This window comes from Paraburkholderia sp. J11-2 (genome assembly GCF_905220185.1).
Taxonomy (GTDB): domain Bacteria; phylum Pseudomonadota; class Gammaproteobacteria; order Burkholderiales; family Burkholderiaceae; genus Paraburkholderia.
Genome location: NZ_CAJMYY010000010.1, coordinates 168,378 through 193,237, shown reverse-complemented (window position 1 = coordinate 193,237; position 24,860 = coordinate 168,378). Strand labels below are relative to the sequence as shown.

Genomic DNA, 24,860 nt, shown 5'->3' with positions numbered 1-24,860 from the left:
CGCCCTTGCGGTCTTCGCCGGCGTCGCCGGGCGCGCTCGAGCGTGCGAGCGCGCACCTCGTGCTGTACGGGCGCGCGTGGTGTCATCTGTGCGAGGACATGCGCGTCGCGCTCGAGCCGCTTGCCGCGGCGGCGGGTGCGCGGCTCGACGTGATCGATGTCGATTCCGACCCCGCGCTGCAGGCCCGTTACGACGAACTCGTGCCGGTGCTGCTTTGCGACGGCATCGAGCTGTGCCATTACCATCTCGACGAGGCGCGCGTGCGCGCGACGCTCGGGCTCGCCGCCGACGCGCCGGGCGCGCTGCTGAAGCCGCCGAGCGGTGCGTGAAACGCGCGTGCGGTGGGCCGCGCAACATGCAAGCCCGCCATGACACATCCGTTACATCAGCGGACGGTTCGCCCGTGGGACCCCTTTTCGGCTAAAATAGTCCGGTTTTTCATCTGTTTACGAGGCGTGCCACGCAATCGTTGGGGCGCGCCTTTTTCGCTTGATCGGCACTGAATGGATCATATTCGTAACTTCTCGATCATTGCGCACATCGACCATGGCAAGTCGACGCTCGCCGATCGCATCATCCAGCTGTGCGGCGGCTTGTCCGACCGCGAAATGGAATCGCAGGTGCTCGACTCGATGGATCTCGAGCGCGAGCGCGGCATCACCATCAAGGCGCAGACCGCCGCGCTCTCGTACAAGGCGCGCGACGGCAAGGTCTACAACCTGAACCTGATCGACACGCCCGGGCACGTCGACTTCTCGTACGAGGTGAGCCGCTCGCTCTCCGCGTGCGAGGGCGCGCTGCTCGTGGTGGACGCGAGCCAGGGCGTCGAGGCGCAGACGGTGGCGAACTGCTACACCGCGATCGAACTCGGCGTGGAAGTCGTGCCGGTGCTCAACAAGATTGACCTGCCCGCCGCCAACCCCGAAAACGCCATCGAAGAAATCGAGGACGTGATCGGCATCGACGCGACCGACGCCACGCGCTGCAGCGCGAAGACCGGCCTCGGCGTGGAAGATGTGCTCGAAGCGCTCATTGCCAAGGTTCCGCCGCCCAAGGGCGATCCGGAAGCACCGCTGCAGGCGCTCATCATCGACTCGTGGTTCGACAACTACGTGGGCGTGGTGATGCTCGTGCGTATCGTCAACGGCACGCTGCGTCCGAAGGACAAGATCAAGCTGATGGCCACCGGCGCGCAGTATCCGGTCGAGCACGTCGGCGTGTTCTCGCCGAAGTCGCGCAACCTCGATTCGCTGTCGGCGGGGCAGGTGGGCTTCATCATCGCGGGCATCAAGGAACTCGCCGCGACGAAGGTGGGTGACACCGTTACGCTCGCCACGAAGCCGGCGTCCGAGCCGCTGCCAGGCTTCAAGGAAGTGAAGCCGCAGGTGTTCGCGGGTCTCTATCCGGTCGAGGCGAACCAGTACGACGCGCTGCGCGAATCGCTCGAAAAGCTCAAGCTCAACGACGCTTCGCTGCAATACGAGCCGGAAGTTTCGCAGGCGCTCGGCTTCGGCTTCCGCTGCGGCTTCCTCGGTCTCTTGCACATGGAAATCGTGCAGGAGCGTCTCGAACGCGAGTTCGACATGGACCTCATCACCACGGCACCAACCGTGGTGTACGAAGTCGTGCAGGCGGACGGCACCCTGATCAAGGTCGAGAACCCGGCGAAGATGCCGGAGCCCTCGAAGATCGGTGAGATCCGCGAGCCGATCGTCACGGTCAACCTGTACATGCCGCAGGACTATGTGGGTTCGGTCATCACGCTCTGTACGCAGAAGCGCGGCAACCAGATCAACATGCAGTACCACGGCCGCCAGGTGCAGCTCACGTACGAAATTCCGATGGCGGAGATCGTGCTCGACTTCTTCGACCGTCTGAAATCGGTGTCGCGCGGCTATGCGTCGATGGACTACGAGTTCAAGGAATACCGCAGCTCGGACGTCGTGAAGGTCGACATGCTGATCAACGGCGACAAGGTCGATGCGCTGTCCGTCATCGTGCACCGCACGCAGTCGCAGTACCGCGGGCGCGAAGTGGCGGCGAAGATGCGCGAGATCATTCCGCGCCAGATGTACGACGTGGCCATCCAGGCCGCGATCGGCGCGCACATCATCGCGCGCGAGAACATCAAGGCGCTGCGCAAGAACGTGCTGGCCAAGTGCTACGGCGGCGACATCACGCGTAAGAAGAAGCTGCTCGAAAAGCAGAAGGAAGGCAAGAAGCGGATGAAGCAGGTCGGCTCTGTCGAGATTCCGCAAGAGGCCTTCCTCGCCATCCTTCGTGTCGAAGATAAATAAGTAACGCGAATAAGCCGGACAACGGATCTCTACATGAATTTTGCGCTGATACTTTTTGTGCTCGTTCTCTTGACGGGCGTTGCGTGGGTTGCAGACAAACTGGTGTTCATGCCGCGTCGGCGCCTCGCCGCCGATGCGGCGGTCGCGGAGTTCGACCGTCAACAGGAGCGTATCGGCGAGCGTTTTGCCGATGAAAACGCGCCTGCCACGCGTCAGAACCTGCGCAACGAAAAGCTGCGCCAGCCGTGGTGGCTCGAGTACACGGCGAGCTTCTTTCCCGTCATCCTGATCGTGTTCCTCGTCCGCTCGTTCGTCGTGGAGCCGTTCAAGATTCCGTCGGGTTCGATGGTGCCGACGCTGCTCGTGGGTGACTTCATCCTCGTGAACAAGTTCGACTACGGCATCCGCCTGCCGATCACGAACACGAAGGTTACGCAGGGCAGGCCGCTCGAGCGCGGCGACGTGGTCGTGTTCCGCTATCCGAAAGACGAGTCGGTCGACTACATCAAGCGCGTGATCGGCCTGCCGGGCGACGTGGTGTCCTATCAGGACAAGCAGCTCACGATCAACGGCAAGCCGGTGCCGGAAGTGCCGCAAGGCGACTTCTTCGACGAAGAGCGCATTGGCTACGCGAAGCAGTTCACGGAAGACCTCGGCAACGGCCGCAAGAACAACATCCTCAACAACCCCGCGGTGCCGCCGTTCATCGTGGGCGCTGAGGACTACCCGTATCGCGACAACTGCCAGTACAACGCGCGCGGCGTGATCTGCAAGGTGCCGGCGGGCAACTACTTCATGATGGGCGACAACCGCGACAACAGCGCGGACAGCCGCTACTGGGGCTTCGTGCCCGATGCGAACATCGTGGGCCGCGCGTTCTTCATCTGGATGAACTTCAGCAACCTGCGTCGCATCGGTTCGTTCGAGTAATGTGTGTTTGATCGACGTGCGATGCACGTTGATCACGCCGCGCGAAGAAGCCAAAGAAGCCGCAACAAAAAGCGCATGCGCGAACACGAGTCTTGCTCGCATAACTCGCATCGCATCTTCGCGCGCTACTTGAAGAATCCTCGGTAACGTCGCTTCATCACGGTTTTTCGCCCGCCGCCCCCTGTTTTCGCCGGGGGCGGCGGGCGCGTTATACTCTCCCCATGCCCCAATCTCCGTTGGAAAGCCGTTTGCGCTACGAATTTCGCAATGCGGAATTGCTGCGCCAGGCTTTAACCCACCGCAGTCACAGTGCCACGCATAACGAACGCCTCGAATTCCTCGGTGATTCGGTTCTGAATTGCGCGGTGGCTGCCCTATTGTTCCAACGTTTTGGCAAGCTGGACGAGGGCGACCTCTCGCGCGTGCGTGCGAATCTGGTCAAGCAGCAGTCGCTCTACGAGATCGCTCAGGCCCTCAATATTGCCGACGGCCTGCGTCTCGGCGAAGGCGAGCTTCGCAGCGGCGGCTTCCGCCGCCCGTCGATCCTCGCGGACGCGCTGGAAGCGATCTTCGGCGCGATCTTCCTTGACGGCGGCTTCGACGCCGCGCAGACGGTCATCAAGCGCCTCTACGTGCCGATCCTCGATCACATCGATCCGCGCACGCTCGGCAAGGATTCCAAGACGCTGCTGCAGGAGTACCTGCAAGGCCACAAGATCGCGTTGCCGACCTACACGGTCGTCGCGACGCATGGTGCGGCGCACAATCAGCAGTTCGAAGTCGAATGCACGGTGCCGAAGCTCGACGTGAAGGTGTCGGGCTCGGGCGCGAGCCGTCGCGCGGCGGAGCAGGCCGCGGCGAAGAAGGCGCTCGACGAGGTCATGGCCGCGGCGCCGGCGCTCGTTGCGAAGCCGCGCCGCTCGAAGGGCGCGCGTGCGCCCAAGCCGGAGCCTGAGGTCGTCCCGGGCGTGACGGGCGTGCAGGGCGCGCTCGATCTGCGCTCGCCGGAGCGCCGTGAGCGCGCCTCGGCGCGCAGCGAGCGTCCGGTGCAAACCGCGGCGGCCGAAGGCGCGCCGCTCGCGGTGATCCGGGCCGCGCACGTGCAGGAGCGCCCGGCGGAGAAAGCCGAACGCGGTGCGGAGAAAGCGGGCGACAAGCCAGCGGGCGACAAGCCAGCGAGCGACAAGCCAGCCGATAAAGCGGCGGGCTTCGATGCCGTACCGAGCGCCGGCGCCATTGGCCACCGTTCACCCCCTGTGAAGGCCGAATCGGCGCTGCGCACCGTCGAGCGCGCGCAAACCGCGACGTCCGGCGGCACCAGCACCAATGCTGAGACGCATGCCGAAGCCAGTACGGCTATTCCCGTGCGCGCGGCCGATGCCGGCCACTGATTCCACCGAGGCGCGCCGCGCGCGCCTCCCGTTTTTCTATTCCGGTCCGATCATGAACGCTCCCACTTCCACTCCTGCCGGTTTTCGTTGCGGCATGGTCGCGATCGTCGGCCGTCCGAACGTTGGCAAATCGACGCTGATGAACGCGCTGGTCGGCCAGAAGATCAGCATCACGTCGCGCAAGGCGCAGACCACGCGCCATCGCATTACCGGCATCAACACGATCGACGACGCGCAGTACATCTTCGTCGATACGCCCGGCTTCCAGACGCGCCACAGCACGGCGCTCAACCGTTCGCTCAACCGCGCGGTGACTTCCACGCTCAGCTCGGTCGATGCCGTGCTGTTCGTGATCGAGGCCGGCAAGTTCGGCCCCGACGATCAGAAGGTGCTCGACCTGATTCCGCCGAATGCGCCTACGATCCTGATCGCCAACAAGATCGACCGCGTGAGCGACAAGGCCACGCTGTATCCGTTCATCCAGCAGGTGCAAGGGCTGCGCGAGTTCCGCGAGATCGTGCCGCTCTCGGCCATGAATCCCGACGACATCAAGCGCCTGCTCGTGACTCTCAAGCCGTATCTGCCCGAAGGCGAGCCGATCTACGGCGAAGACGATCTCACCGACCGCAGCGAGCGTTTCCTCGCCGCCGAAATCCTGCGCGAGAAAGTGTTCCGCTGGACCGGCGACGAACTGCCGTACACGAGCACGGTGCTGATCGACAAGTTCGAGCAGGAAGGGCGCCTGCGCCGCGTTTTCGCGACGATTCTCGTCGAGCGCGACACGCAGAAGGCGATGGTGATCGGCCAGAAGGGCGCGAAGCTCAAGCAGATCAGCACTGATGCGCGCCTCGACATGGAAAAGCTCTTCGACGGTCCCGTCTATCTCGAAACCTTCGTGAAGGTGAAGAGCGGCTGGGCCGACAACGATGCCGGGCTGCGCGCCTACGGTTACGAGTAAGCACGACGGGCACCGCGTATGAGTGACGGCGCAGCCGGAACCCTGCACGACGACTGGCCCGCGCACGACGAGGCGCAGGCCGACGAGGCATTCGCACCGGGCGAAGCGTCCGAATCCCGCGGCACGCGGCGCTCGCCCGCAAAAGGCACGGCGCTTGCGCGCAGCACGAAGGCGTCGAAAGGCGCCGCCACGCGCAACGCGATGACCGAAGGCGCCGACGCCACGCTCGAAGGCCGCGCCGAACCGCGGCCCGCCCGCAAGACCACTGCGCGCTCGCAACTGCCGCGCGCTTCACGCAGCACGACCCCCGATTACCGCATCGCCGAGCAGCCGGCTTTCGTGCTGCACAGCTATCCGTACCGCGAGACGAGCCTGATCATCGATGTGCTTTCGCGCGATCACGGCCGCGTGGCGCTCGTCGCGAAGGGCGCGAAGCGTCCGCACTCGGCGTTGCGCGGCGTGTTGCAAACGTTCCAGCCCCTCGCGCTGTCGTGGACCGGCAAGGGCGAGGTGCGCACGCTCACGGGCGCCGAGTGGGTCGGCGGCATGTTGCCGCTGACGGGCGACGCGCTTCTGTGCGGCTTCTACGTGAACGAACTGCTCGTGAAGTTCATCGCGCGCGAAGACCCGCATCCCGAACTCTTTCGCCACTACGTCGTCACGCTTACGCGCCTCGCGCACGACGAGCCGCCCGTGCAGGTGCTGCGCTCGTTCGAGCGCGTGCTGTTGCGCGAGGCGGGCTACGCGCTCGCGCTCAACCGCACCGTGAACCGCAAGGCCGTGGTGGCTGAAGGCCGCTACGTATTCGATCCGGAGCGCGGCGTGCGCGACGCATCGGACGAATGGCCCGCGCAATGGCCCCTGCTTTCGGGCCAGACGTTGCTCGACATGGAAGAGGACGATTACCATCGACCCCAGACGGTTGCGCAGAGCAAGGCGCTCATGCGTTTCCTGCTGAACACTTACCTTGGCGGCACGCCGCTCGCGACGCGCCAGATTCTGATCGACTTGCAGAACCTATGAGCTTCTTTCTCACTTCGCCCAACGTGATCGACCTCGGCGTGAACATCGACCACGTCGCCACGCTGCGCAACGCGCGCGGCACCGCTTACCCCGACCCCATCCGCGCGGCGTTGCTCGCCGAAGAGGCGGGCGCCGATGCGATCACACTGCATCTGCGCGAGGATCGCCGCCATATCGTCGACGCCGACGTGCGTGCGCTGCGCCCGCAACTGAAAACGCGCATGAATCTCGAATGCGCGGTGACGGCCGAGATGCTCGACATCGCGTGCGAGATCAAGCCGCACGACGTCTGCCTCGTGCCCGAAAAGCGCGCGGAACTGACGACCGAAGGCGGCCTCGACGTCGCAGGCAACTTTGACGCTGTTGCCGCCGCCTGCCGTCAGCTTGCGGATGCGGGCTGCCGCGTGTCGCTTTTCATCGACCCGGACGAAACGCAGATCCGCGCTGCGCACGAAACGGGCGCGCCCGTGATCGAGCTGCACACGGGCCGCTACGCCGAAGCGCACGACGCCGGCGAGCAGGAGCGCGAATTCGAGCGCGTGGTGACGGGCGTGAACTGCGGCAACAGTCTCGGACTGAAGGTGAACGCCGGCCACGGCCTGCATTACACGAACGTGCAGCAGATCGCGGCCATCGACGGCATCGTCGAGCTGAATATCGGCCACGCGATCGTTGCGCACGCAATCTTCGCGGGCTGGGAGAACGCAGTGCGCGAAATGAAGGCGATCATGGTCGCGGCGCGCCTCGGCACGCGCGGCTGATTGCAGCTCCGCACGTAGCGCTCACGCAATCGATCTATCTCGACGGGAGTCTCATGGCGATCTACGGTATCGGCACCGACATCATTCAGGTGAGCCGCGTGGCGGCGGTCATGGAGCGCACCAACGGGCGCTTCGCGCCGCGCGTGCTCGGCCCGGATGAACTCGCCGTGTACGAGGCGCGCAAGGCGCGCTCGGAAGTGCGAGGCCTCGCGTACCTGTGTACGCGGTTTTCCGCGAAAGAAGCGTTCTCGAAAGCGATCGGCCTTGGCATGCGCATGCCGATGACCTGGCGCGCCATGCAGACCCTCAACGAGCCCGGCGGCCGGCCCGTGATCGTCGCCTCGGGCGAACTCGCGCGGTGGCTCGACGAACGCGGCATCACGGCGCGCGTGAGCATCACCGACGAGCACGACTACGCGGTGTCGTTCGTGATCGCCGAAGTGAACGCCGCAGTCAACGGCTGATATCCATCGCCGTGCGTCGCGCGGCATCTACGCACAACTCAGCAAAACTCATCGATGAAGAATAATCCCGGGCCGGTAATGCTCGACGTGGTGGGCACCACGCTGAACGACGACGACGTGCGCCGCCTCGCGCATCCGATGACCGGCGGCGTGATCCTGTTCGCGCGCCACTACGAGAATCGCGCGCAGCTCGTCGCGCTGACCGACGCCATTCGCGCGGTGCGCGAAGACTTGCTGATCGCCGTCGATCACGAAGGCGGCCGCGTGCAGCGTTTTCGCACCGACGGCTTCACGGTGCTGCCCGCCATGGGGCGCCTCGGCGCGCTGTGGGACAAGGATGTGCTGCTCGCCACCAAGCTCGCAACGGCCGTGGGCTATATCCTCGCGGGCGAGCTGCGCGCGTGCGGAATCGATCTGTCATTTACGCCTGTGCTCGATCTCGGCTATGGGCAGTCGAAGGTGGTGGGGGACCGCGCGTTCCATCGCGACCCGCGCGTCGTCACGTTGCTCGCCAAGAGTCTCAACCACGGACTGTCGCTTGCGGGCATGGCCAATTGCGGCAAGCATTTTCCGGGTCATGGCTTCGCGACGGCGGACTCGCACGTCGCGGTGCCCGTCGATGAGCGTCCGCTCGAAGCGATCCTCGGCGAAGATGCGCTGCCTTACGACTGGCTCGGCCTCTCGCTCACGGCGGTGATGCCGGGGCACGTGATCTATCCGAAGGTCGATTCGAAGCCCGCGGGTTTTTCGCGCATCTGGGTCGAGGAGATTCTGCGCAAGCGGCTGCGCTTTACGGGCGCGATCTTCAGCGACGATCTCTCGATGGAGGCCGCGCGCCAGGGCGGCACGCTGACCGAAGGCGCGCGCGCCGCGCTCGAAGCGGGCTGCGACATGGTGCTGATCTGCAACCAGCCGCACGAGGCCGAAAAGGTGCTCGACGCGTTGCGCACCACCGAGCCGCGCCGCGCCGCCAAGGCGTCGGACCTGCGCATCAAGCGCATGCGCGCGCGCGGCAAGGCGCTGCGCTGGGACAAGCTGGTGGCCGACCCAGGGTACATCGAGGCGCAGGCGTTGCTGCGCAGCGTGCTGCCTTGACGCCCTGATTGCCGCGCCGGTAAAACGAAAAAGGCGGTCCTCCGGAAACGAAGGGCCGCCTTTTTACATGCCGGGCGCCGGGAGCGTTTGGCTTCGTGGGCTCAGTTCAGCCGCATACGCTGCAGCTTGTTGTAGAGCGTCTTGGGGCTGATGCCGAGCAACGACGCGGCGCGGTGCCGCGTACCGCCTACGGCGTCGAGCGTCGCGCGGATCAGCATCTCTTCCACGTCGGCGAGCGGCGTGCCCACGGTCACCTGCACGCGGCCGCCGTTCATGTCGCGCGGCCCCGCGCCGCTGCTTTCCTCGGCCTGCAAGGTTTCCAGCACCTCGCCCGAGGCGTGCCACGCGCGCCTCACGCGTTCGTGCAGCTCGCGCACGTTTCCGGGCCAGTCATAGGCCAGGCACTCGCGGATGAACGATGGCGCGACGAGCCGCGTCGCGCCGGCCAGACCGTGCGACTGGGCGTCCTGATTGAGCTCGTCGACGCACGCGAGCGCGAGCAGGGCGGCGTCGTCGTCGCGCTCGCGCAACGGCGGGAGCGGGATCGCCGCTGCGTCGAGACGCATCCACAGATCGTTGTGCAGCGCGCCTTGCTGGACGGCTTCACGCGGCACCGCGCGGGTGGCGGCAATCAGGCGGAAATCGGTGCCCACCTCGCTGCTGCCGCCCACGCGCATGAAAGTTTGCGAATCGAGCGCGCGCAGCAGCGTTTCCTGCTGCTCGCGCGTAAGGTCGGTCAGCTCGTCGATAAAGAGCGTGCCGCCGCTCGCCTGATCGACGAGGCCTGGCTCGCGCTGTTCCGCGCCTGTGAACGCGCCGCGTTCATGGCCGAACAGCACGCTCGCGAGCGGACGTCCGGCGGCCGCTTCTGCCACGAGCGAGTGCGCGTCGCACACGACGAACGGCCCTTTGCGGCGGCGGCTCAACTGATGCAGCGTGCGCGCGGCGACTTCCTTGCCCGTGCCGGCTTCGCCGTGCACGAGCAGCGCCGATTCGGTGGGCGCGAGCTGTTCGAGCGTGTCGTAGACATGCTGGATCGCGCTGCTGCGTCCGAGCATGGGCCCGAAGTGGCCCATCTGGCGCAGCGCGGCGCGCAGCGTGCGCACTTCTTCGGTCAGCTCGTAGGGACGCGGAATGCGTGCGAGCAGGCTGCGCAGGCGCGGAATGTTGACGGGCTTGAGCAAATAGTCCCAGATGCCGTGGCGCAGGCCTTCGATCGCGCTTTCGACCGTGGCATTGCCGGTCATGACGATCACGGGCAGCGCGCCGCCCGGCGGCTGCGCGGGCAAGTACGGAAGCAGTTCGAGCCCGCCGCCGTCGGGCAGGTTCAGGTCGACGAGTACGACATCGGGAATGAAGCGGGCAAGGGCGGCGCGCGCTTGCGCGAGCGTGGCAGCAGTGTCGACGGAGAACCCGTCGGCCGACAGGATCGCTGACAGACCTGACAGGCTATTGGGATCGTCTTCGACAATCAGGGCATGTGGCATGGCGGTAGCGGCTTACGGATGAGCGCATTCGCGCCGGCGCTGCGCACGCTGGGTAGCGCGCGCGCCCCGGCAGACAGCCGCGCGGCGCGGGCAAGCGCGGCACGATGCGAAAGATTTCACCGAGATCACGGAGATGTCTCGTAGCAGGGTGTTCAGTTCCGGTCCTCCCAGTTGTGCTGCGCCAGAGCGGGGGCGCGACGGCTATGCCCGGCAGCGTGGCGGCCGGGCAGCAGCACAAGGCCGAAGCGCGTGGCGCCTGGGCGTGCGTGCAACCCCCTGTTTGCCTGCAAGTGGGCGGCGACCGTACCGGCCGTGCCGCGGACGCGGCCTTAGTCGCGCGGCCGGTGTGCGTCGAACCAGCGGCGCACTTCCAGTTCTGCCTCGTCACGCGTCTTGCCGTAACGTTCCTGGATGAGCCCGGCGAGTCGGTCCGCACGGCCTTCGGCTTTCGCGAGTTCGTCGTCCGTCAACTCGCCCCATGCCGCTTTGGCCTTGCCGATCAACTGCTTCCACTTGCCTTCAGCAATGTCGTTATTCATTTGCTTCTCCTGATAAAGGGAAAGAGTGTGGAACGCATGCTCTCTCACCTCACAGCAGAAACCGTGCCGCGGGAGTCAATCTGACCGGCGCGCGCTGCGCTTGCTTGCCGCCTGCTTGCGGCAGGCGGCAAGTACGCAATCCGTTGCGCATAACCGGTAAGGTTTTCCGTGGCAGTCTCAAACATACACGTTCAGCAAAAAAAGAAAAAGCGCCCCGAGGGGCGCTTTCACGACGCTTGCCGCCTTGCCCGCCAAGGCGGGCGGGGCAGGCGTTCTTGCGCTGCAGTATGCCGCGGTTACCCGCAGTTACATTTAGGCGCGGCTGCGGTACTCGTTCGTACGCGTGTCGATTTCGATCTTGTCGCCGATGTTGCAGAAGAGCGGCACTTGCAGTTCGAACCCGGTGTTCAGCTTGGCGGTCTTCAGGACCTTGCCCGACGACGTGTCGCCCTTGACAGCCGGTTCCGTGTAAATGATTTCGCGCACGAGCACGGTCGGCAGTTCGACCGAGATGGCCTTCTCGTTGTAGAACACGACTTCGCAGCCCATGCCGTCTTCGAGGTAGTTGAGGGCGTCGCCCATCATCTCGCCTTCGACTTCGAACTGGTTGTAGTCGGCGTCCATGAACACGTACATCGGGTCGGCGAAGTACGAGTACGTCACTTCCTTGCGATCCAGCACGACGACGTCGAACTTGTCGTCTGCCTTGTACACGGTTTCCATGCCGGCGCCGGTCAGCAGGTTCTTGAATTTCATCTTCACGACGGCGGCGTTGCGGCCCGACTTGTTGTATTCGGCCTTTTGCACGACCATCGCGTCGTTACCGATCATCACGACGTTGCCGACGCGGAGTTCCTGTGCGGTCTTCATAATAAAAAACTGTCCTGTCCAGATTGAAGTAGCTTCGAGTGTGCTCGACGGCAAACGTCGCAAGCGGATTCGGTTGGTGTTGCGGGTGCTGCGGTTGCAACTGCTGCGACCCTCATTCGCGTATGTGCGATGTGGGGCGCGAAACTCGAAGCGCTTGAGACGGCTGCCGTCGGATAACCGCTTATTTTAACTGAGTTTTTGCGAATTCGGCGAGATTTCCGGCGAGATCGCCGACCTGCCCGAGTTCGGCGGCCCAGGCGTTCGCGCGCGCCGCGTAGACGGGCAGATGCTGCGCGAATTCGGCCCAGTCCGGCGTACCGCGGCCATTCCACGCATGCCAGAAGCGTTCGAGCGTGGCGCGCGGCGCCTGCGGCAGCGTGCGGCCGTAGTGCGCGAGCGCTGCGTCGAGTTTTGGCAGATGAGCATCGTCGGCTTGCGGATAGATGTGCCAGACAAACGGTCGCGCGGCCCATTGCGCGCGCACGAACGAATCTTCGCCGCGCACGAAGTTCAGATCGCTCGCCCAGAGCAGTGAGTCGTAACCGCGCTGCTCGGTGAACGCCAGCGCGTGCGCGTGCAGCGCGCCGCGCGTGGCCTGAGCGCGCGCGCCGAACGCCGGCTCGCCGAAAAAGCGCGCGAGCGCGCCGGAGATGCGGCCCTCGGGCACAAGCAGAACCACTGGCTTTGCCCCGTCGCGCCATTGCTCCAGCAGGTGATCGACGGCTGGGTTCTCGTAGGCGAAAAGCGAGATCACGGTGGCTTCCGGCCCCGGAGGCGCGCCGCCCGTGGCGCGCTGCCACCACGCGGCGCGGGCGTCTTGCGAGCGCTCGAAGTCCGCGCGCGCGGCGTCGAGCGTGCGCTCCTTCAGTACGCCCCCCGTGCCGGGCCCGAGACCAGGAAAGAAGAAGTGCTTGGCGAGCGCGTAGCGCGGGTGCGGCGAGGGCCGCAGGTGGAAATCGGCCACCCAGTCTTCTGCGCTCAGATATTCGAGGTTGAGCCAGACGGGTTTGCGCTCGCGTTCGGCCATCGCCGCGACGTACACGGGCGGCAGCTCGCACGCGAACGCTTCGATCACGACATCGGCGATCTGCAGCGTGTCGCCCGCATGCTCGGGCTCGTGCCAGTGCTCGACGAGCACGCCCTCGACCGATTGCGTGGCGCGGCTCGCGTCTAGCGCGGGGCAGAGCTTCTGGAACGCGTGCAAGTCGTCGACGAACAGGCGTACCTGCCAGCCGTGCTCATGCGCGAGCTGGCGCGCAAGCCGCCAGCACACGCCGATGTCGCCGAAATTGTCGATGACGGCGCAAAAGAGGTCGCAGGCGATGGCGCTATCGCTAGCGGCGGCGGGAGTGTGGGCTTCTGTCATGGGTAGCTTGGGTGGCGCGCGACGCGGCGCAAACATGACTGCCATGCCTCAGGCGGGCGTAGAACGCCCGGCTGGCAAGTTCGGCACGGGTTCCGTGCGGCATGGAATGATCTAAACTTGCGATTCTAGGACACAGCCATGAACGCGTCGCGACGGCGGCGCGCTGTGCAACGTCTCACCTCTCTCGACGCACCGCCCGTCCCCGAAACTGGATGACCGACACCGACGTTTTCGACCCGAAAAAGGCGCTCGCGCAGCTGCCGCATCTGCCGGGCGTCTATCGCTACTACGACGCGCAAGGCGCGGTCCTCTACGTCGGCAAGGCGCGCGACCTGAAAAAGCGCGTGTCGAGCTACTTCACCAAGACGCAGCTTTCGCCGCGCATCGCGATGATGGTCACGCGTATTGCGCGCATCGAGACCACGGTCACGCGTTCCGAGGCCGAGGCGCTGCTGCTCGAAAACAATCTCATCAAGGCACTCACGCCGCGCTACAACATCCTGTTTCGCGACGACAAGTCGTATCCGTTTCTCAAGATCACCGGGCACACGTTCCCGCGCATGGCGTACTACCGCGGCGCGGTCGATCGCAACAACCAGTACTTCGGGCCGTTTCCGAGCGCCTCGGCCGTGCGCGAGAGTATCCAGATCCTGCAGCGCGTGTTCCAGTTGCGCACCTGCGAAGACTCGGTGTTCAACAACCGCACGCGGCCGTGCCTGCTGCATCAGATCGGCCGCTGCACGGCGCCTTGCGTGGGGGCGATCAGCGAAGAGGATTACGCGCGCGACGTGAACAACGCATCGCGCTTTCTGCTGGGCCGCCAGAACGAGGTGATGAAGGAACTGGAGACGAAGATGCACGCGTTCGCCTCGGAGCTGAAGTTCGAGCAGGCGGCATCCGTGCGCAACCAGATGAGTTCGCTTTCGACCGTGCTGCATCAGCAGGCCATCGAAACGGGCAGCGAGAGCGATGTCGACATTCTTGCCGTGGTGGCGCTGGGCGGGCGCGTGTGCGTGAATCTCGCGATGGTGCGCGGCGGCCGGCATCTGGGCGACAAGGCGTATTTCCCGACGCATGTGGAGCGCGCGCTGACCGACGAAGAGGGCGGCGTTGCCGAGGAAATCGACAGCGACACCGTGGTTGCGGCGAGCGCGCTGAAGTCGCTGCCCTCGCTTGCGCGCAAGACGGTGGAGGATTACGTCGAAGAAGCGCAAGAGGCCGACGCTCGAGACGATGCGGCGCTCGAAGCCGATCCGCTCGCCATCGCGGCCGACCTCGCAGAGGATGAAGACGACGCGAGCGACGATGCAGGCGATGCCGAATCCGATACCGCCACCGCGCCCGCGATCGAGTCGCAAGCGGGCACGCGCACGAAGCGCGAGATCGGCGTTGAATCCGAAGTGCTCGACGCCTTCATTGCGCAGCACTACTTCGGCAACCGCGTGCCGCCCGTGCTGGTCGTGAGCCATCCGCCCGCAAACCGCGAGCTTGTCGATGTGCTGAGCGAACAGGCCGGGCACAAGGTGACGCTGCTGCGTCAGCCGCAAGGTCAGAAGCGCGCGTGGCTCGCCATGGCCGAACAGAACGCGCGGCTCGCGCTCGCGCGCCTGCTCTCCGAGCAGGGTTCCCAGCAGGCTCGCACGCGCACGCTCGCGCAACTGCTCGGGCTCGAACTCGACGACCTCGCGCATTTGCGCATCGAGTGCTTCGACATCAGCCACACGATGGGCGAGGCGACGCAGGCGTCGTGCGTGGTCTATCACCATCACAAGATGCAGTCGGCCGAATATCGCCGCTACAACATCACCGGCATCACGCCCGGCGACGATTATGCCGCCATGCGTCAGGTGCTCACGCGCCGCTACGAGAAGATGGTCGCGCAAGCGGCGCGCGCCGAAACCGAAGAGGCGCCGCCGCCCGTGCCGGCCCCCGATCCCGCCGACCCGAATGCAGCGTCCGAAGCCGCGGAAGCCAGCGAGGCAGTCGAAGCCCCGCCGCCCGGTAGCATGCTGCCCAACATCGTGCTGATCGACGGCGGCAAGGGGCAGGTCGAGATCGCGCGCCAGGTGTTCACTGAACTGGGTCTCGATCCGGCGATGCTGGTGGGCGTGGCGAAGGGCGAGGGGCGCAAGGTCGGTCTCGAAACGCTCGTGTTCGCCGACGGCCGTGCGCCGCTCGAACTCGGCAAGGAGAGCGCGGCACTCATGCTCGTCGCGCAGATTCGCGACGAGGCGCACCGCTTCGCCATCACGGGCATGCGCGCGAAGCGCGGCAAAACGCGCCAGACTTCGCGTCTCGAAGAACTGGAAGGCGTGGGGGCGAAGCGCCGTCAGCGCCTGCTCGCGCGCTTTGGCGGCCTGCGCGGCGTGATGGCGGCCAGTGTGGAGGATCTGGCGAGCGTGGAGGGCATCTCACACGCGCTCGCCGAGCAGATCTACCAGCAGCTTCACTGATGCGGCGGCCTTGCGGGCCGGGTGCGGCCCGGCCAATCCTTACGGTTGCTTGTGGCAGGTGCGGCGACGCGGCACAATTGCATCTCCCATAATTGCATCTCCCCCGACAGATAGCGCCAGCCGATGCCGTTCAATATTCCGATTCTCCTGACCTGGCTGCGGATCCTGGCGATTCCGCTCGTGGTCGGCGTGTTCTATCTGCCGCAGACAATGCTTTCCCCGATGCAGCAGAACGTACTGGCGATGCTGCTCTTCGTGCTCGCGGCGCTCACCGACTGGTTCGACGGTTTTCTCGCGCGCAAGTGGAATCAGACGTCCTCGTTCGGTGCATTCCTCGATCCCGTCGCAGACAAGCTGATGGTGACCGCGGCGCTACTCGTGCTCGTGCATCTGCAGCGGCTTGACGCCGTGATCGCGCTCGTGATCGTCGGACGCGAAATCGCGATTTCGGCGCTGCGCGAATGGATGGCGCAAATCGGCGCGTCGAAGAGCGTGGCCGTGAATTCGCTCGGCAAGTTCAAGACCGCGTGCCAGATGGTCGCGATTCCCATGCTGTTGTTCTACGCACCGCTTACGCTCGGCGGCGTGACGCTGTTCGACTCGCGCGTGTGGGGCGCGTGGCTCATCTATGTGGCGGCGTTCCTCACGATCTGGTCGATGCTCTACTACATGAAGCTCGCGTGGCCGCAGATCCGCGAACGGGGAAGCCTGTGAGCGGCGTGGTGTGAATCCCATGTGTCTTTTTCCAAAAAGATCACACGAAGGGGTTGACACGATTCTGCGGGTTATACATAATCTCACTTCTCCGCTGCACGACGCAGTAGCAAGCAAGCAGATGCGGTGGAGATAGCAGAAGATAAGCCGAAGTTAGGCATATATCTGAAGCGAATATGCGGGAGTAGCTCAGTTGGTAGAGCGCAACCTTGCCAAGGTTGAGGTCGCGAGTTCGAGACTCGTCTCCCGCTCCAGAATTTAAGGTGCGGCGTTTTGTAGTAGTAAAAACGAAGCGCTGAAGCAGGAAAAATGCAGTAAAGCAGGACATTTGCGGGAGTAGCTCAGTTGGTAGAGCGCAACCTTGCCAAGGTTGAGGTCGCGAGTTCGAGACTCGTCTCCCGCTCCAAATGCCAAGGGGAAGCAACGCTTCCCTTTTTGTTTGGCAGGCTTGCATCAGTATCAAGCCATCAAACAAATCTGTCCGGTCGTTGCGGGCTCAAGCAGTTTGCCTGATGTTCGCCGCGTTCCAGTCAGTCCGCTTCTGGCGCGATAGCAAAGCGGTTATGCAGCGGCCTGCAAAGCCGTGTAGGCCGGTTCGACTCCGGCTCGCGCCTCCAGATGCAAAACAAAAGCCACCTTCGGGTGGCTTTTGTTTTTTGCTGCGCGCTCGCGCACGTGGCGCACAATAGCCGGCACCCATCCTCTCCGGTTGCCCGACATGTCCATCGAACTTCCCGAAGACGCGCGCAGCGAAGCGATCGCCTCCATCCAGCGCTATTTCGACGCGAACATGGAAGAGCCGATCGGTAACATCGCGGCGGGCGCGCTGCTGGGCTTCTTTCTCGAAGAGATCGCGCCGGCGGTCTACAACAAGGCCATTGCCGACGCGCAGGAGAGCATGCAGGCGCGCATCGTCGATCTCGACATCGATCTGCATGAAGAGCCGTTCCAGTACTGGCGCAAGTACGAAGCGCCGCGCCGGCGAAAGTGAGCGCCGCCTGAGTCGCGGGTTTGTAGCATGCGCGGCGCGCGGCATAATCGTGGTCATTCACTATGCTTCGATGGAAATCGCAGACCATGACCGTGCAGTCCGCCGCCTTGCCGCTACCCCAATTCGACTGGCAATGGAAAGCCTTCGACGCGCTCGACGCGCGTGAAGTCTACGCCATGCTCAAATTGCGCTCCGACGCGTTCGTCGTCGAGCAGAACTGTGTGTATGGCGATATCGACGGTCTCGACTTCGGCGCGTGGCATCTGTTCGCATGGAGCGAAGAGGGCGGCGAGCGAGCGCTCGCGGGTTATCTGCGCGTGCTGCTACCCGATGCAGAGGATGCTGATGTGCGTATCGGCCGCGTGGTGACGTCGCAGAACCATCGCGGCATCAAGCTCGGCAACGCGCTGCTCGAACGCGCCATCGCGCAGATCGCGCGCCAATGGCCGGACGTCGCGATGCGTCTGCATGCCCAGGCGCATCTGCAGAAGTTCTACGGTGCGTTTGGCTTCTCACCCGTTGGCGAGATTCACGACGAGGACGGCATTCCTCACGTGTGGATGCGCTCGGCCTGATTCGATGTTGGTCGCGCGCCACGCCGGTGCTGCGGCAAACGTCCGCGCGCGGATAGGCGCATCCAGTGGCGCAGCGCGATCAGTGCGCCGACCACACTCATCATCGACCCCGGAATCCACAGCAGCAGCCCGCCGATCTGCTGGTCGCGCATGGGCGAAAGCCAGGTGAATGCGCGGCCGCAGATCGAATAAATCGGATATAGCTCGCGCGGCGTGAAGAAGATGAACGCGCCGAGCACGATTTGCGGCGGAATCGCCGCGATCACGACGAGCACGCGCTTGCCCGGCGAGAGGCGCGCGGGCGGAGCGGGGCGCGAGTCGAGCACGAGCCACCAGAACAGCAGCCCGTCGATCACCATGCTCCAGTTCATGACGCGGTAGAGGCGCCAGTCGAGCATCGCGATGAAGTGGATCGGCGAAAAGAGCCAGAAGTAGATGAGCCCGACGAAGAGTCCGACCGCGACGACGGGATGCATGACGATGTCGAGCGCCACGCGCACGGGTCGCGCGGCGAGCACGGGGCGCACGAAGCGCTGGCGCCACTTGAACGGAATGCCCGCGCGCAGCGCCGCGCCCGGGTAGGCGAGCGCGATGAAGAACGGCCCCAGATGATGCAGCACGAGGTGCTGCGCGCGATGCATGAAGAACTCGTGCTCGAAGTAGTAGTCGAGCCGCGTATGCAGCACGACATAAAGCGCGCCGAGCCCGAACCAGAATGAGAGCTGGCGCGCGAGCGACACCCGCGCGTGCCGTTTGCCGCGCACGAACAGCACCGCCGCGAGCAGGGTGCAGATCATCACGGTCGGCGAGGGCTCCCACGGCTGGAGCCAGTAGATCAGGGTCATCGCGAGCATGGCGGCGGCCTCATCGCGGATTCAACATGCTTGCGCGCGCAACCATACGGGATGCGCGCGTTGGTTTTGCTGCGGCCTTACTGCCCTGAGGGCGACTTGACTGCGAACGGCGTGTCGAGCGTTTCGCCGTCCGAGAATTGCAGCTTCACGTTCACCGTGTCGCCCGGTGCGATCTTGTGCTTCGCCTTCTCCAGCATCAGGTGGTAGCCGCCCGGTGCGATCGCCAGCGTGCCGTGCGCCGGCACCGTTGCCTTGTGCACCATGATCATCTTCTGCGTCGAGCCATTCGAGACCGTCTGATGCAGCATGACCATGCCGTAAGCGTTGCTCGATACGCCCACGAGATCGACCGGCTGGTCGCCATCGTTCTTGAGCGTCACATAGCCCGCCGCAGGCAGGTCGTTGGGCAGCCAGCGCACCCACGCGTCCTGCGTGCTCAGCGCGCCCGGGGCGGCGTGTGCGGCGGGCGCGAAAGCGGCGAGCGCACCGAAGGTGCTCAGCGCGCAGCCGAGCGAGACGGTGAGTGACTTGAGGTTCTTCGTCATAACGTTTCCTGTTGCGGTTTGCTGTTGCGCCTTGCTGTTACATCAAGGCTCGATGATAGGACCCGCGACGCGGCATGCGTTCACGCCGTGTCGTTGATCACGCGGCGCAGGTCGTGCGCGATCGCGTCTGGGGTGTTGCTGTCGGTGGCGAGCAGGCGCGCGTGGCCCTGCGCGTCGAACACATAGACGGCCGAACTGTGCGTGACTTCGTAGCTGCCGTCGGGGTCGCGCTTTTCCATCTGGTAGGCCACGCGGTAGCGCCGCGCGAGCGACTCGATCTGGCTGTCGGTGCCGGTCAGGCCGCGCGCATGCTGGGCATCGAATGCGCCGACGTAGGCGTGCAAGGCCTGCGGCGTGTCGCGCGCCGGATCGACGCTGATGAAGAGTATCCGCACTTTCTGCGCATCGGGGCCGAGCTTCGCTATAACCTGCATCAGGCGCGCCATTGTCTCCGGGCAGACGTCCGGGCAATGCGTATAGCCAAAATAGACGAGCGTCGTGCGCCCGCGAAAACTCGCGCCCGTTACGGGCTGGCCATTGTCGGCCGTGAGTGCGAAATCGAGGTCGGGCAGGTGGCCGCTTACGTTCGTCAGCTGCCACGGCTCGCCCGGGTGCGAGCATGCCACGAGCAGCAAGGCGCCCGCCGCGAGCGCCGCGTGCCGCAGGCTGCGCAGGCCGCTGCAAAGGCGGGTGCGGAACGTGCGCAGCATGGGCTCGAAGGTGAGGAACAAAAGCAATCTCGTCGACTCGATTGGATTACGTTAGCCGCGCTCGAACAGGGCATTGGGCCCGGCTTGTCGCTGCGACTGTAGCAAAATTGGGGCTGCCCGGTCGCGAGCGCCCCGGTCGTGCTAATCGCTCGCGTCGATATGCCGCATCGGCTCGCATCGGCTGAATCACCGCCCTGGCAGGGGAGTCCAACTTTCGACAAACCGGACCGCAGGCGAGCCGATTCGACTCCGGCCAGGCCCGCGCAGCCGGTCAGCCCCTTACTTTCTCGATAATCGATCCAAGGCGCGGTAAGATTCGCACACTTTCCCTGGGCGCTGCCCGGGGCCATACCCGGCCAGCAGGCCGATGGGTGAAAAGAACGCAATGCAAGTACTTCCGGCAGTCCTGCCGCCTGACCAGACGGCATTTTTCTTCGATTTCGACGGCACGCTCGTCGATCTCGCGCCCACGCCAGACGGCGTGCTCGTGCGTCCCGACATGCTCGCGCTGCTGCATGAGTTACGCCGCACGACGCACGGCGCCGTGGCGATCGTCTCGGGGCGCGGCATCGAGAGCATCGACGGTTTCCTCGGCATGCCCGATCTGCCCGTGGCGGGTTTGCACGGCGCCGAGCGGCGCGACGCCAACGGCGACACGCAGCGTGTCGGCTTCAACGATGAGCGTTTGCTGCGCATGGAGCAGGTGCTCGCGGAGGTGGTGCGCACGCATCCGCGCATGCTGCTCGAGATCAAGGGCGCGTCGCTCGCACTGCACTACCGCAACGTTCCGGAGCACGAGGGCACCGCGCGCGCCGCGACCGAGCGCCTCGCCGCCGATTACGCCGACGCTTACGTGCTGCAACCCGGCAAGATGGTCTACGAGATCAAGCCGAAGGACGTCGACAAGGGCCGCGCGCTGCGCGCGTTTCTCGACGAGCCGCCGTTCGCGGGCCGCCGTCCGGTGTTCGCCGGCGACGATCTGACCGACGAGAAGGGCTTCGCCGTCGTCAACGCATTGGGCGGGCTGTCGATCAAGGTCGGCGGCGGCGACACCATCGCGCAAACACGCATCGATTCGGTCGACGCGTTGATCGGCTGGCTCGCGTCGCTCGTCGCGGCCATGCCGGGCGCCCGGTGAGCGCGCGCATGCCTCGCTTCACTCCCCACGTTGATTGCGTCACGCGCGGCGATGCCTCGCGTGCGCCTTGCTCTACTGATTTCCAGCACGGACCCCGCCCCTCATGAGCCGATTGATCATCGTATCGAACCGCGTCGCGCCGATTTCCGAAGGCGGTCCGGCCGCGGGCGGCCTCGCGGTGGGCGTGTACGACGCGCTCAAGGAAACCGGCGGCATGTGGTTCGGCTGGAGCGGGGACGTGCTCACCTCCGGCCAGCCGCAGATCGCGCTCGAAGAGCGCGGGCCCGTGACCTTTGCCACCATCGGCCTGCTGCGGCGCGACTACGACCAGTACTACCGCGGTTTCTCGAACGCGACGCTCTGGCCCGCGTTCCACTACCGCGCCGATCTCGTCCAGTACGACCGCCACGAGTACGAGGGCTATAGCCGCGTGAACGCGTGGCTCGCGCAGCAACTCGTGCCGCTTCTGCGCGAAGACGACGTGATCTGGGTCCACGACTATCACCTCATTCCGTTCGCCCAGGCGCTGCGCGCGGCGGGCGTGAAGAACCGCATCGGCTTTTTCCTGCACATTCCGTTTCCGGCCTCGCAGGTTCTGCTGGCGGTGCCGCCGCATCGCGAACTGGTTCAGGCGCTCTGCGCGTTCGACCTGCTCGGCTTCCAGACCAGGCCCGATCTGCGCGCGTTTTGCGACTACATCGTGAACGAGGCGGGCGGCACGACCGCGCTGCAGGCGGACGGCCTCACGCGCATCGAGGCGTTCGGGCAGACGCTCTGCGCGGGCGATTACCCGATCGGCGTCTATCCCGACGAAATCGCGGAGCTTGCCAAAGCGGGCGAACGCGGCAAGCCGGTGCGCACGCTCAAGGCCACGCTGCACGGGCGCAAGGTCATCATGAGCGTGGACCGGCTCGACTACTCGAAGGGGCTCGTGGAGCGCTTTCGCGCGTTCGAGCGCCTGCTCGACCACGCGCCGGCGCAGCGCAACAAGGTCTCGTTCGTGCAGATCGCGCCGCCTACGCGCGCCGACCTGCACGCCTATCAGGACATCCGGCTGCGCCTCGAGGCGGAGTCGGGGCGCATCAACGGCCGCTATGCGGAACTCGACTGGACGCCGATCTGGTACATCCATCGCCAGTACGAACGGGCGGTGCTGGCCGCGTTGTTCCGGGCGTCGAACGTCGGCTACGTCACCCCGCTGCGCGACGGCATGAATCTCGTCGCCAAGGAATATGTCTCGGCGCAGGACCCCGAAGATCCGGGCGTGCTCGTGCTCTCGCGCTTCGCCGGCGCGGCGCAGGAGCTTTCGGGCGCCCTGATCGTCAATCCGCTCGATATCGACGGCATGGCCGACGCGCTCAATGCCGCGCTCGCCATGCCGCTTGCCGAGCGGCTTGCGCGCTATCGGGACATGATGGGCCAGTTGCGGGAGAACAATGTCTCGGTCTGGCGCGACCGCTTCATGCGCGATCTCAGCCAGGTCAGCGTGCGGAAAGGAGTCAGCTTGCCGCCGCTCGAGCCCGCGCGGGGCTGAGCACCCACGCCGAGCCCGCCTCGGCGAGAGCGAAAAAAAGCCGCTTCAGGCGATGCACTGAAGCGGCTTTTTTGCGTTTGGCAGCGCACGGCGGCGGCGCGCCCGCCTGCGCGGTGGTCAGGCTACGTGCTTTTCGTCGGTCTTCTTGCCCAGATGCAGGGTGGAATGCTTGCCGTACTGCTTGGCGAGGAGGTCGCGGTAGAGGCCCGGACGGTTGCGCAGCTCTTCGGGGCTGCCGTCGTCGATCACCTTGCCCGCGCTCATCACGATGATGCGGTCGAAGTTGTTGAGCGTGGAGAGGCGGTGGGCGATCGCGATCACGGTGCGGCCGACCATGAGCCGGTCGAGCGCCTGCTGGATGGCCTCTTCGGACGCGCTGTCGAGCGCGGAGGTGGCTTCGTCGAGCAGCAGGATCGGCGAATTCTTGAGAATGGCGCGCGCGATCGCAATGCGTTGGCGCTGGCCGCCCGACAGCTTCACGCCGCGGTCGCCCACGATCGTGTCGTAGCCCTCGGGCATCGCCTCGATGAATTCGGCGCAGCGCGCCTCGCGAGCCGCGGCGAGCACTTCCTCGCGGCTCGCCTCGGGGCGGCCGTAGGCGATGTTCTCGTAGATCGAGCGGTGCAGCAGCGAAATGTCCTGCGGCACGAGCGCAATGGAATGGCGCAGGCTGTCCTGGGTGACGTGCGCGATGTCCTGGCCGTCGACCTTGATGGCGCCGCCCTGGGTGTCGTAGAAGTGCTGCAGCAGCGCGAGCACCGTAGTCTTGCCTGCCCCCGATTTGCCGATCAGGCCGACGCGCTGACCGGCCTCGATGTGCAGGTCGAAATGATCGAGGATCGGCTTGCGGTGCGGATACGCGAACGTCACGCCCTCGAAGTCGACGCGGCCGCCCTGGGCTACGAGCTCCGTGGCGTCGTCGCGGTCGGGCATGCCGTGCGGCTCCAGCAGCGTTTGCACGGCTTCGGCCAGGCGCGCCACGTGTTGGGTCACATCCACGAGCGCCACGGCGAGGTCGCGCGTGCCGTGCAGGATCGTGAAGCCGAGTGAGCTCACCAGCACGATGTCGCCCGACGTCGCCTTGCCCTGATCCCAGAGCCAGAGCGCCCAGCCGAGCAGCCCGGCGGACAGCATGGCCGTGATCACGGCGTGCAGCAGACGCAGCTTTTCGAGGTAGAGCAGGCTCGAGCGACGCGCGTCGAGTTCGGCCTTGACGGTCGAGCCGAAGCGCTTTTGCTCGCGCAACGTCATGCCGAAGGCGCGCACGAGCGCCATGTTGCCGATCACGTCGACGAGCTCGCCGTCCACGGCGGCCGCTTTGGAGGCGAACGTGTGGTGGCGCGACGAGCCGCGCCCGGCCAGCTTGAAGAGGATCACCGAAAGGATGGCCGAGCAGACGAGCAGGCCCGCCGCCATGAGCGGATTGACGGCGATGATCATGACGATCGCGCCGGCCACGGCGATACAGGGCGGCAGCACGTTCCACGCCGTGGTGTTCTCGGCCGTGTAGACGGCGTTCGACGTCGCGGTGATGCGGCTCGCGAGCGTGCCGGGCTGCTTTTCGGCGTAGTAAGTGGGCGAGTGTCCGCTCAGATACTGGAAGAGGTCACGCCGCAGGTCGCCCGTCACGGTGACGAAGGTGTGCGCGGCGAACCAGCCGCCGACCCGCCAGAGCAGGTTGTCGGCGGCGATCAGGCCGACGAGGATGGCGAACGCGGTCCACAGCGGGCCCGGATGATGGCGTCCTGCTCCGAGCACGTCGATCAGATGCTTGATGGCGTATTGCGACGCAAGCGCGCAGCCCACGGCCGCGAACACGCTGGCGAGCACGACGCTGTGGGCGAACGGATGGCGCTTGATGTAGCGGAAAAGGAACGCGAGCGGACGCCGCGCATAGCTCGCGAGCTTTGCGTTGTGGGCGTTACGCTGGGCGGTGGTCAGATGTTCCAATTGATCGGGTGGTCGGTCTGACGGAATTTCGTCCGTGCAAGTTCAAAGGAAGATAGCTGGCGCTGAGGCGACGAACGGCTCAGGGCGCGCGGCAACGAAGGCGGACTTACCGCATTGTAAACACCCCGTGCGCCTGGCGCACCGCCTGTGCCCGGCGGACGCGCATCATATCGCGACACGATAGCGCGGGATACAGATTGGGGACACGTTGTTGC

At 65.3% G+C, this 24,860-nt stretch carries 23 protein-coding genes and 3 tRNA genes; 18 read left to right on the top strand and 8 right to left on the bottom strand.

The genetic code is table 11. The features are described 5' to 3' along the window. Positions 1-5 precede the first annotated feature (5 nt). The 9 genes from U5A57_RS16415 (at position 6) to nagZ (ending at position 8,919) form a co-directional block, all read left to right on the top strand. The gene (locus tag U5A57_RS16415; RefSeq protein ID WP_321912531.1) at positions 6-329 is read left to right on the top strand and encodes a glutaredoxin family protein; all 324 of its coding nucleotides are present in this window, start codon (positions 6-8) and stop codon (positions 327-329) included. 174 nt (positions 330-503) lie between these two features. Then, complete coding sequence (gene lepA, locus U5A57_RS16410; protein ID WP_321912529.1) at positions 504-2,297, top strand: translation elongation factor 4; 1,794 nt, start codon at positions 504-506, stop codon at positions 2,295-2,297. A 33-nt stretch (positions 2,298-2,330) separates the two neighbouring features. Next, entirely contained in the window at positions 2,331-3,227 is an 897-nt protein-coding gene (gene lepB, locus U5A57_RS16405) for a signal peptidase I (RefSeq protein ID WP_321912527.1), read from the top strand. Between the two features lie 221 nt (positions 3,228-3,448). Further along, positions 3,449-4,618 carry a ribonuclease III gene (rnc, locus tag U5A57_RS16400; protein ID WP_321912525.1) on the top strand — a complete coding sequence of 390 codons (1,170 nt, stop codon included), beginning with the start codon at positions 3,449-3,451 and terminating at the stop codon, positions 4,616-4,618. Positions 4,619-4,670: 52 nt separating this feature from the next. Further along, the gene (gene era, locus U5A57_RS16395; protein WP_321912524.1) at positions 4,671-5,576 is read left to right on the top strand and encodes a GTPase Era; all 906 of its coding nucleotides are present in this window, start codon (positions 4,671-4,673) and stop codon (positions 5,574-5,576) included. A gap of 18 nt (positions 5,577-5,594) precedes the next feature. Further along, entirely contained in the window at positions 5,595-6,599 is a 1,005-nt protein-coding gene (gene recO, locus U5A57_RS16390) for a DNA repair protein RecO (RefSeq protein WP_321912522.1), read from the top strand. After that, entirely contained in the window at positions 6,596-7,360 is a 765-nt protein-coding gene (pdxJ, locus tag U5A57_RS16385) for a pyridoxine 5'-phosphate synthase (RefSeq protein ID WP_321912520.1), read from the top strand. Before recO ends, pdxJ begins: the two co-directional genes overlap by 4 nt. 53 nt (positions 7,361-7,413) lie before the next feature. After that, positions 7,414-7,824 carry a holo-ACP synthase gene (acpS, locus tag U5A57_RS16380; protein WP_321912519.1) on the top strand — a complete coding sequence of 137 codons (411 nt, stop codon included), beginning with the start codon at positions 7,414-7,416 and terminating at the stop codon, positions 7,822-7,824. A 54-nt stretch (positions 7,825-7,878) separates the two neighbouring features. Further along, the gene (gene nagZ, locus U5A57_RS16375) at positions 7,879-8,919 is read left to right on the top strand and encodes a beta-N-acetylhexosaminidase (RefSeq protein ID WP_321912518.1); all 1,041 of its coding nucleotides are present in this window, start codon (positions 7,879-7,881) and stop codon (positions 8,917-8,919) included. A 101-nt stretch (positions 8,920-9,020) separates the two neighbouring features. Here the strand turns inward: nagZ and U5A57_RS16370 are convergent, their stop codons facing one another. The 4 genes from U5A57_RS16370 to earP all read right to left on the bottom strand — a co-directional run bounded on the left by U5A57_RS16370 (position 9,021) and on the right by earP (position 13,181). After that, positions 9,021-10,406 (bottom strand): sigma-54 dependent transcriptional regulator, encoded by a 1,386-nt coding sequence (locus U5A57_RS16370; RefSeq protein WP_321912516.1) that lies wholly within the window; start codon positions 10,404-10,406, stop codon positions 9,021-9,023. A 329-nt stretch (positions 10,407-10,735) separates the two neighbouring features. Further along, positions 10,736-10,945 (bottom strand): CsbD family protein, encoded by a 210-nt coding sequence (locus U5A57_RS16365; RefSeq protein WP_028206671.1) that lies wholly within the window; start codon positions 10,943-10,945, stop codon positions 10,736-10,738. A 312-nt stretch (positions 10,946-11,257) separates the two neighbouring features. Next, a complete protein-coding gene (gene efp, locus U5A57_RS16360) occupies positions 11,258-11,815 on the bottom strand; it encodes an elongation factor P (RefSeq protein WP_321912514.1) in 558 nt (185 codons plus the stop codon). Between the two features lie 181 nt (positions 11,816-11,996). Then, entirely contained in the window at positions 11,997-13,181 is a 1,185-nt protein-coding gene (gene earP / locus U5A57_RS16355) for an elongation factor P maturation arginine rhamnosyltransferase EarP (RefSeq protein ID WP_321912512.1), read from the bottom strand. Between the two features lie 212 nt (positions 13,182-13,393). Here earP and uvrC point away from each other — a divergent pair, with 212 nt between their 5' ends. The 7 genes from uvrC to U5A57_RS16320 all read left to right on the top strand — a co-directional run bounded on the left by uvrC (position 13,394) and on the right by U5A57_RS16320 (position 17,914). Further along, positions 13,394-15,634 (top strand): excinuclease ABC subunit UvrC, encoded by a 2,241-nt coding sequence (uvrC, locus tag U5A57_RS16350; protein ID WP_321912510.1) that lies wholly within the window; start codon positions 13,394-13,396, stop codon positions 15,632-15,634. Positions 15,635-15,757: 123 nt separating this feature from the next. Further along, positions 15,758-16,348: a CDP-diacylglycerol--glycerol-3-phosphate 3-phosphatidyltransferase gene (gene pgsA / locus U5A57_RS16345; protein WP_042261239.1), complete on the top strand. Its 591-nt coding sequence runs from the start codon at positions 15,758-15,760 to the stop codon at positions 16,346-16,348. Between the two features lie 178 nt (positions 16,349-16,526). After that, positions 16,527-16,602 (top strand) — tRNA-Gly (locus U5A57_RS16340). 76 nt (positions 16,603-16,678) lie between these two features. Continuing rightward, positions 16,679-16,754: transfer RNA gene (locus U5A57_RS16335), tRNA-Gly, on the top strand. Between the two features lie 137 nt (positions 16,755-16,891). Next, a tRNA-Cys gene (locus U5A57_RS16330) sits at positions 16,892-16,965 on the top strand. A 101-nt stretch (positions 16,966-17,066) separates the two neighbouring features. Continuing rightward, on the top strand, positions 17,067-17,339 hold the full coding sequence (locus U5A57_RS16325; protein WP_321912508.1) for a DUF2164 domain-containing protein: 273 nt from the start codon (positions 17,067-17,069) through the stop codon (positions 17,337-17,339). A gap of 86 nt (positions 17,340-17,425) precedes the next feature. Next, complete coding sequence (locus U5A57_RS16320; protein ID WP_321912507.1) at positions 17,426-17,914, top strand: GNAT family N-acetyltransferase; 489 nt, start codon at positions 17,426-17,428, stop codon at positions 17,912-17,914. Here the strand turns inward: U5A57_RS16320 and U5A57_RS16315 are convergent. From U5A57_RS16315 to U5A57_RS16305, 3 genes are all read right to left on the bottom strand, one after another. After that, positions 17,890-18,759, bottom strand: a complete 870-nt coding sequence (locus U5A57_RS16315; RefSeq protein WP_321912647.1) for a cytochrome c oxidase assembly protein — start codon at positions 18,757-18,759, stop codon at positions 17,890-17,892. The two genes, U5A57_RS16320 and U5A57_RS16315, sit on opposite strands and share 25 nt — an antisense overlap. A gap of 86 nt (positions 18,760-18,845) precedes the next feature. Further along, complete coding sequence (locus U5A57_RS16310; protein WP_321912506.1) at positions 18,846-19,313, bottom strand: copper chaperone PCu(A)C; 468 nt, start codon at positions 19,311-19,313, stop codon at positions 18,846-18,848. An 80-nt stretch (positions 19,314-19,393) separates the two neighbouring features. Then, positions 19,394-20,023: an SCO family protein gene (locus U5A57_RS16305; protein WP_321912646.1), complete on the bottom strand. Its 630-nt coding sequence runs from the start codon at positions 20,021-20,023 to the stop codon at positions 19,394-19,396. Positions 20,024-20,408: 385 nt separating this feature from the next. Between U5A57_RS16305 and otsB the strand changes: the two genes are divergently transcribed. Together otsB and otsA are read left to right on the top strand one after the other, a co-directional pair. Continuing rightward, on the top strand, positions 20,409-21,161 hold the full coding sequence (otsB, locus tag U5A57_RS16300; RefSeq protein ID WP_321912505.1) for a trehalose-phosphatase: 753 nt from the start codon (positions 20,409-20,411) through the stop codon (positions 21,159-21,161). Between the two features lie 103 nt (positions 21,162-21,264). Further along, positions 21,265-22,695: an alpha,alpha-trehalose-phosphate synthase (UDP-forming) gene (gene otsA, locus U5A57_RS16295; protein ID WP_321912503.1), complete on the top strand. Its 1,431-nt coding sequence runs from the start codon at positions 21,265-21,267 to the stop codon at positions 22,693-22,695. A 117-nt stretch (positions 22,696-22,812) separates the two neighbouring features. On the opposite strand, the gene U5A57_RS16290 is transcribed toward otsA, so the two are convergent. Beyond that, positions 22,813-24,645: an ABC transporter ATP-binding protein gene (locus U5A57_RS16290; protein WP_321912501.1), complete on the bottom strand. Its 1,833-nt coding sequence runs from the start codon at positions 24,643-24,645 to the stop codon at positions 22,813-22,815. Between the last annotated feature and the right edge of the window lie 215 nt (positions 24,646-24,860).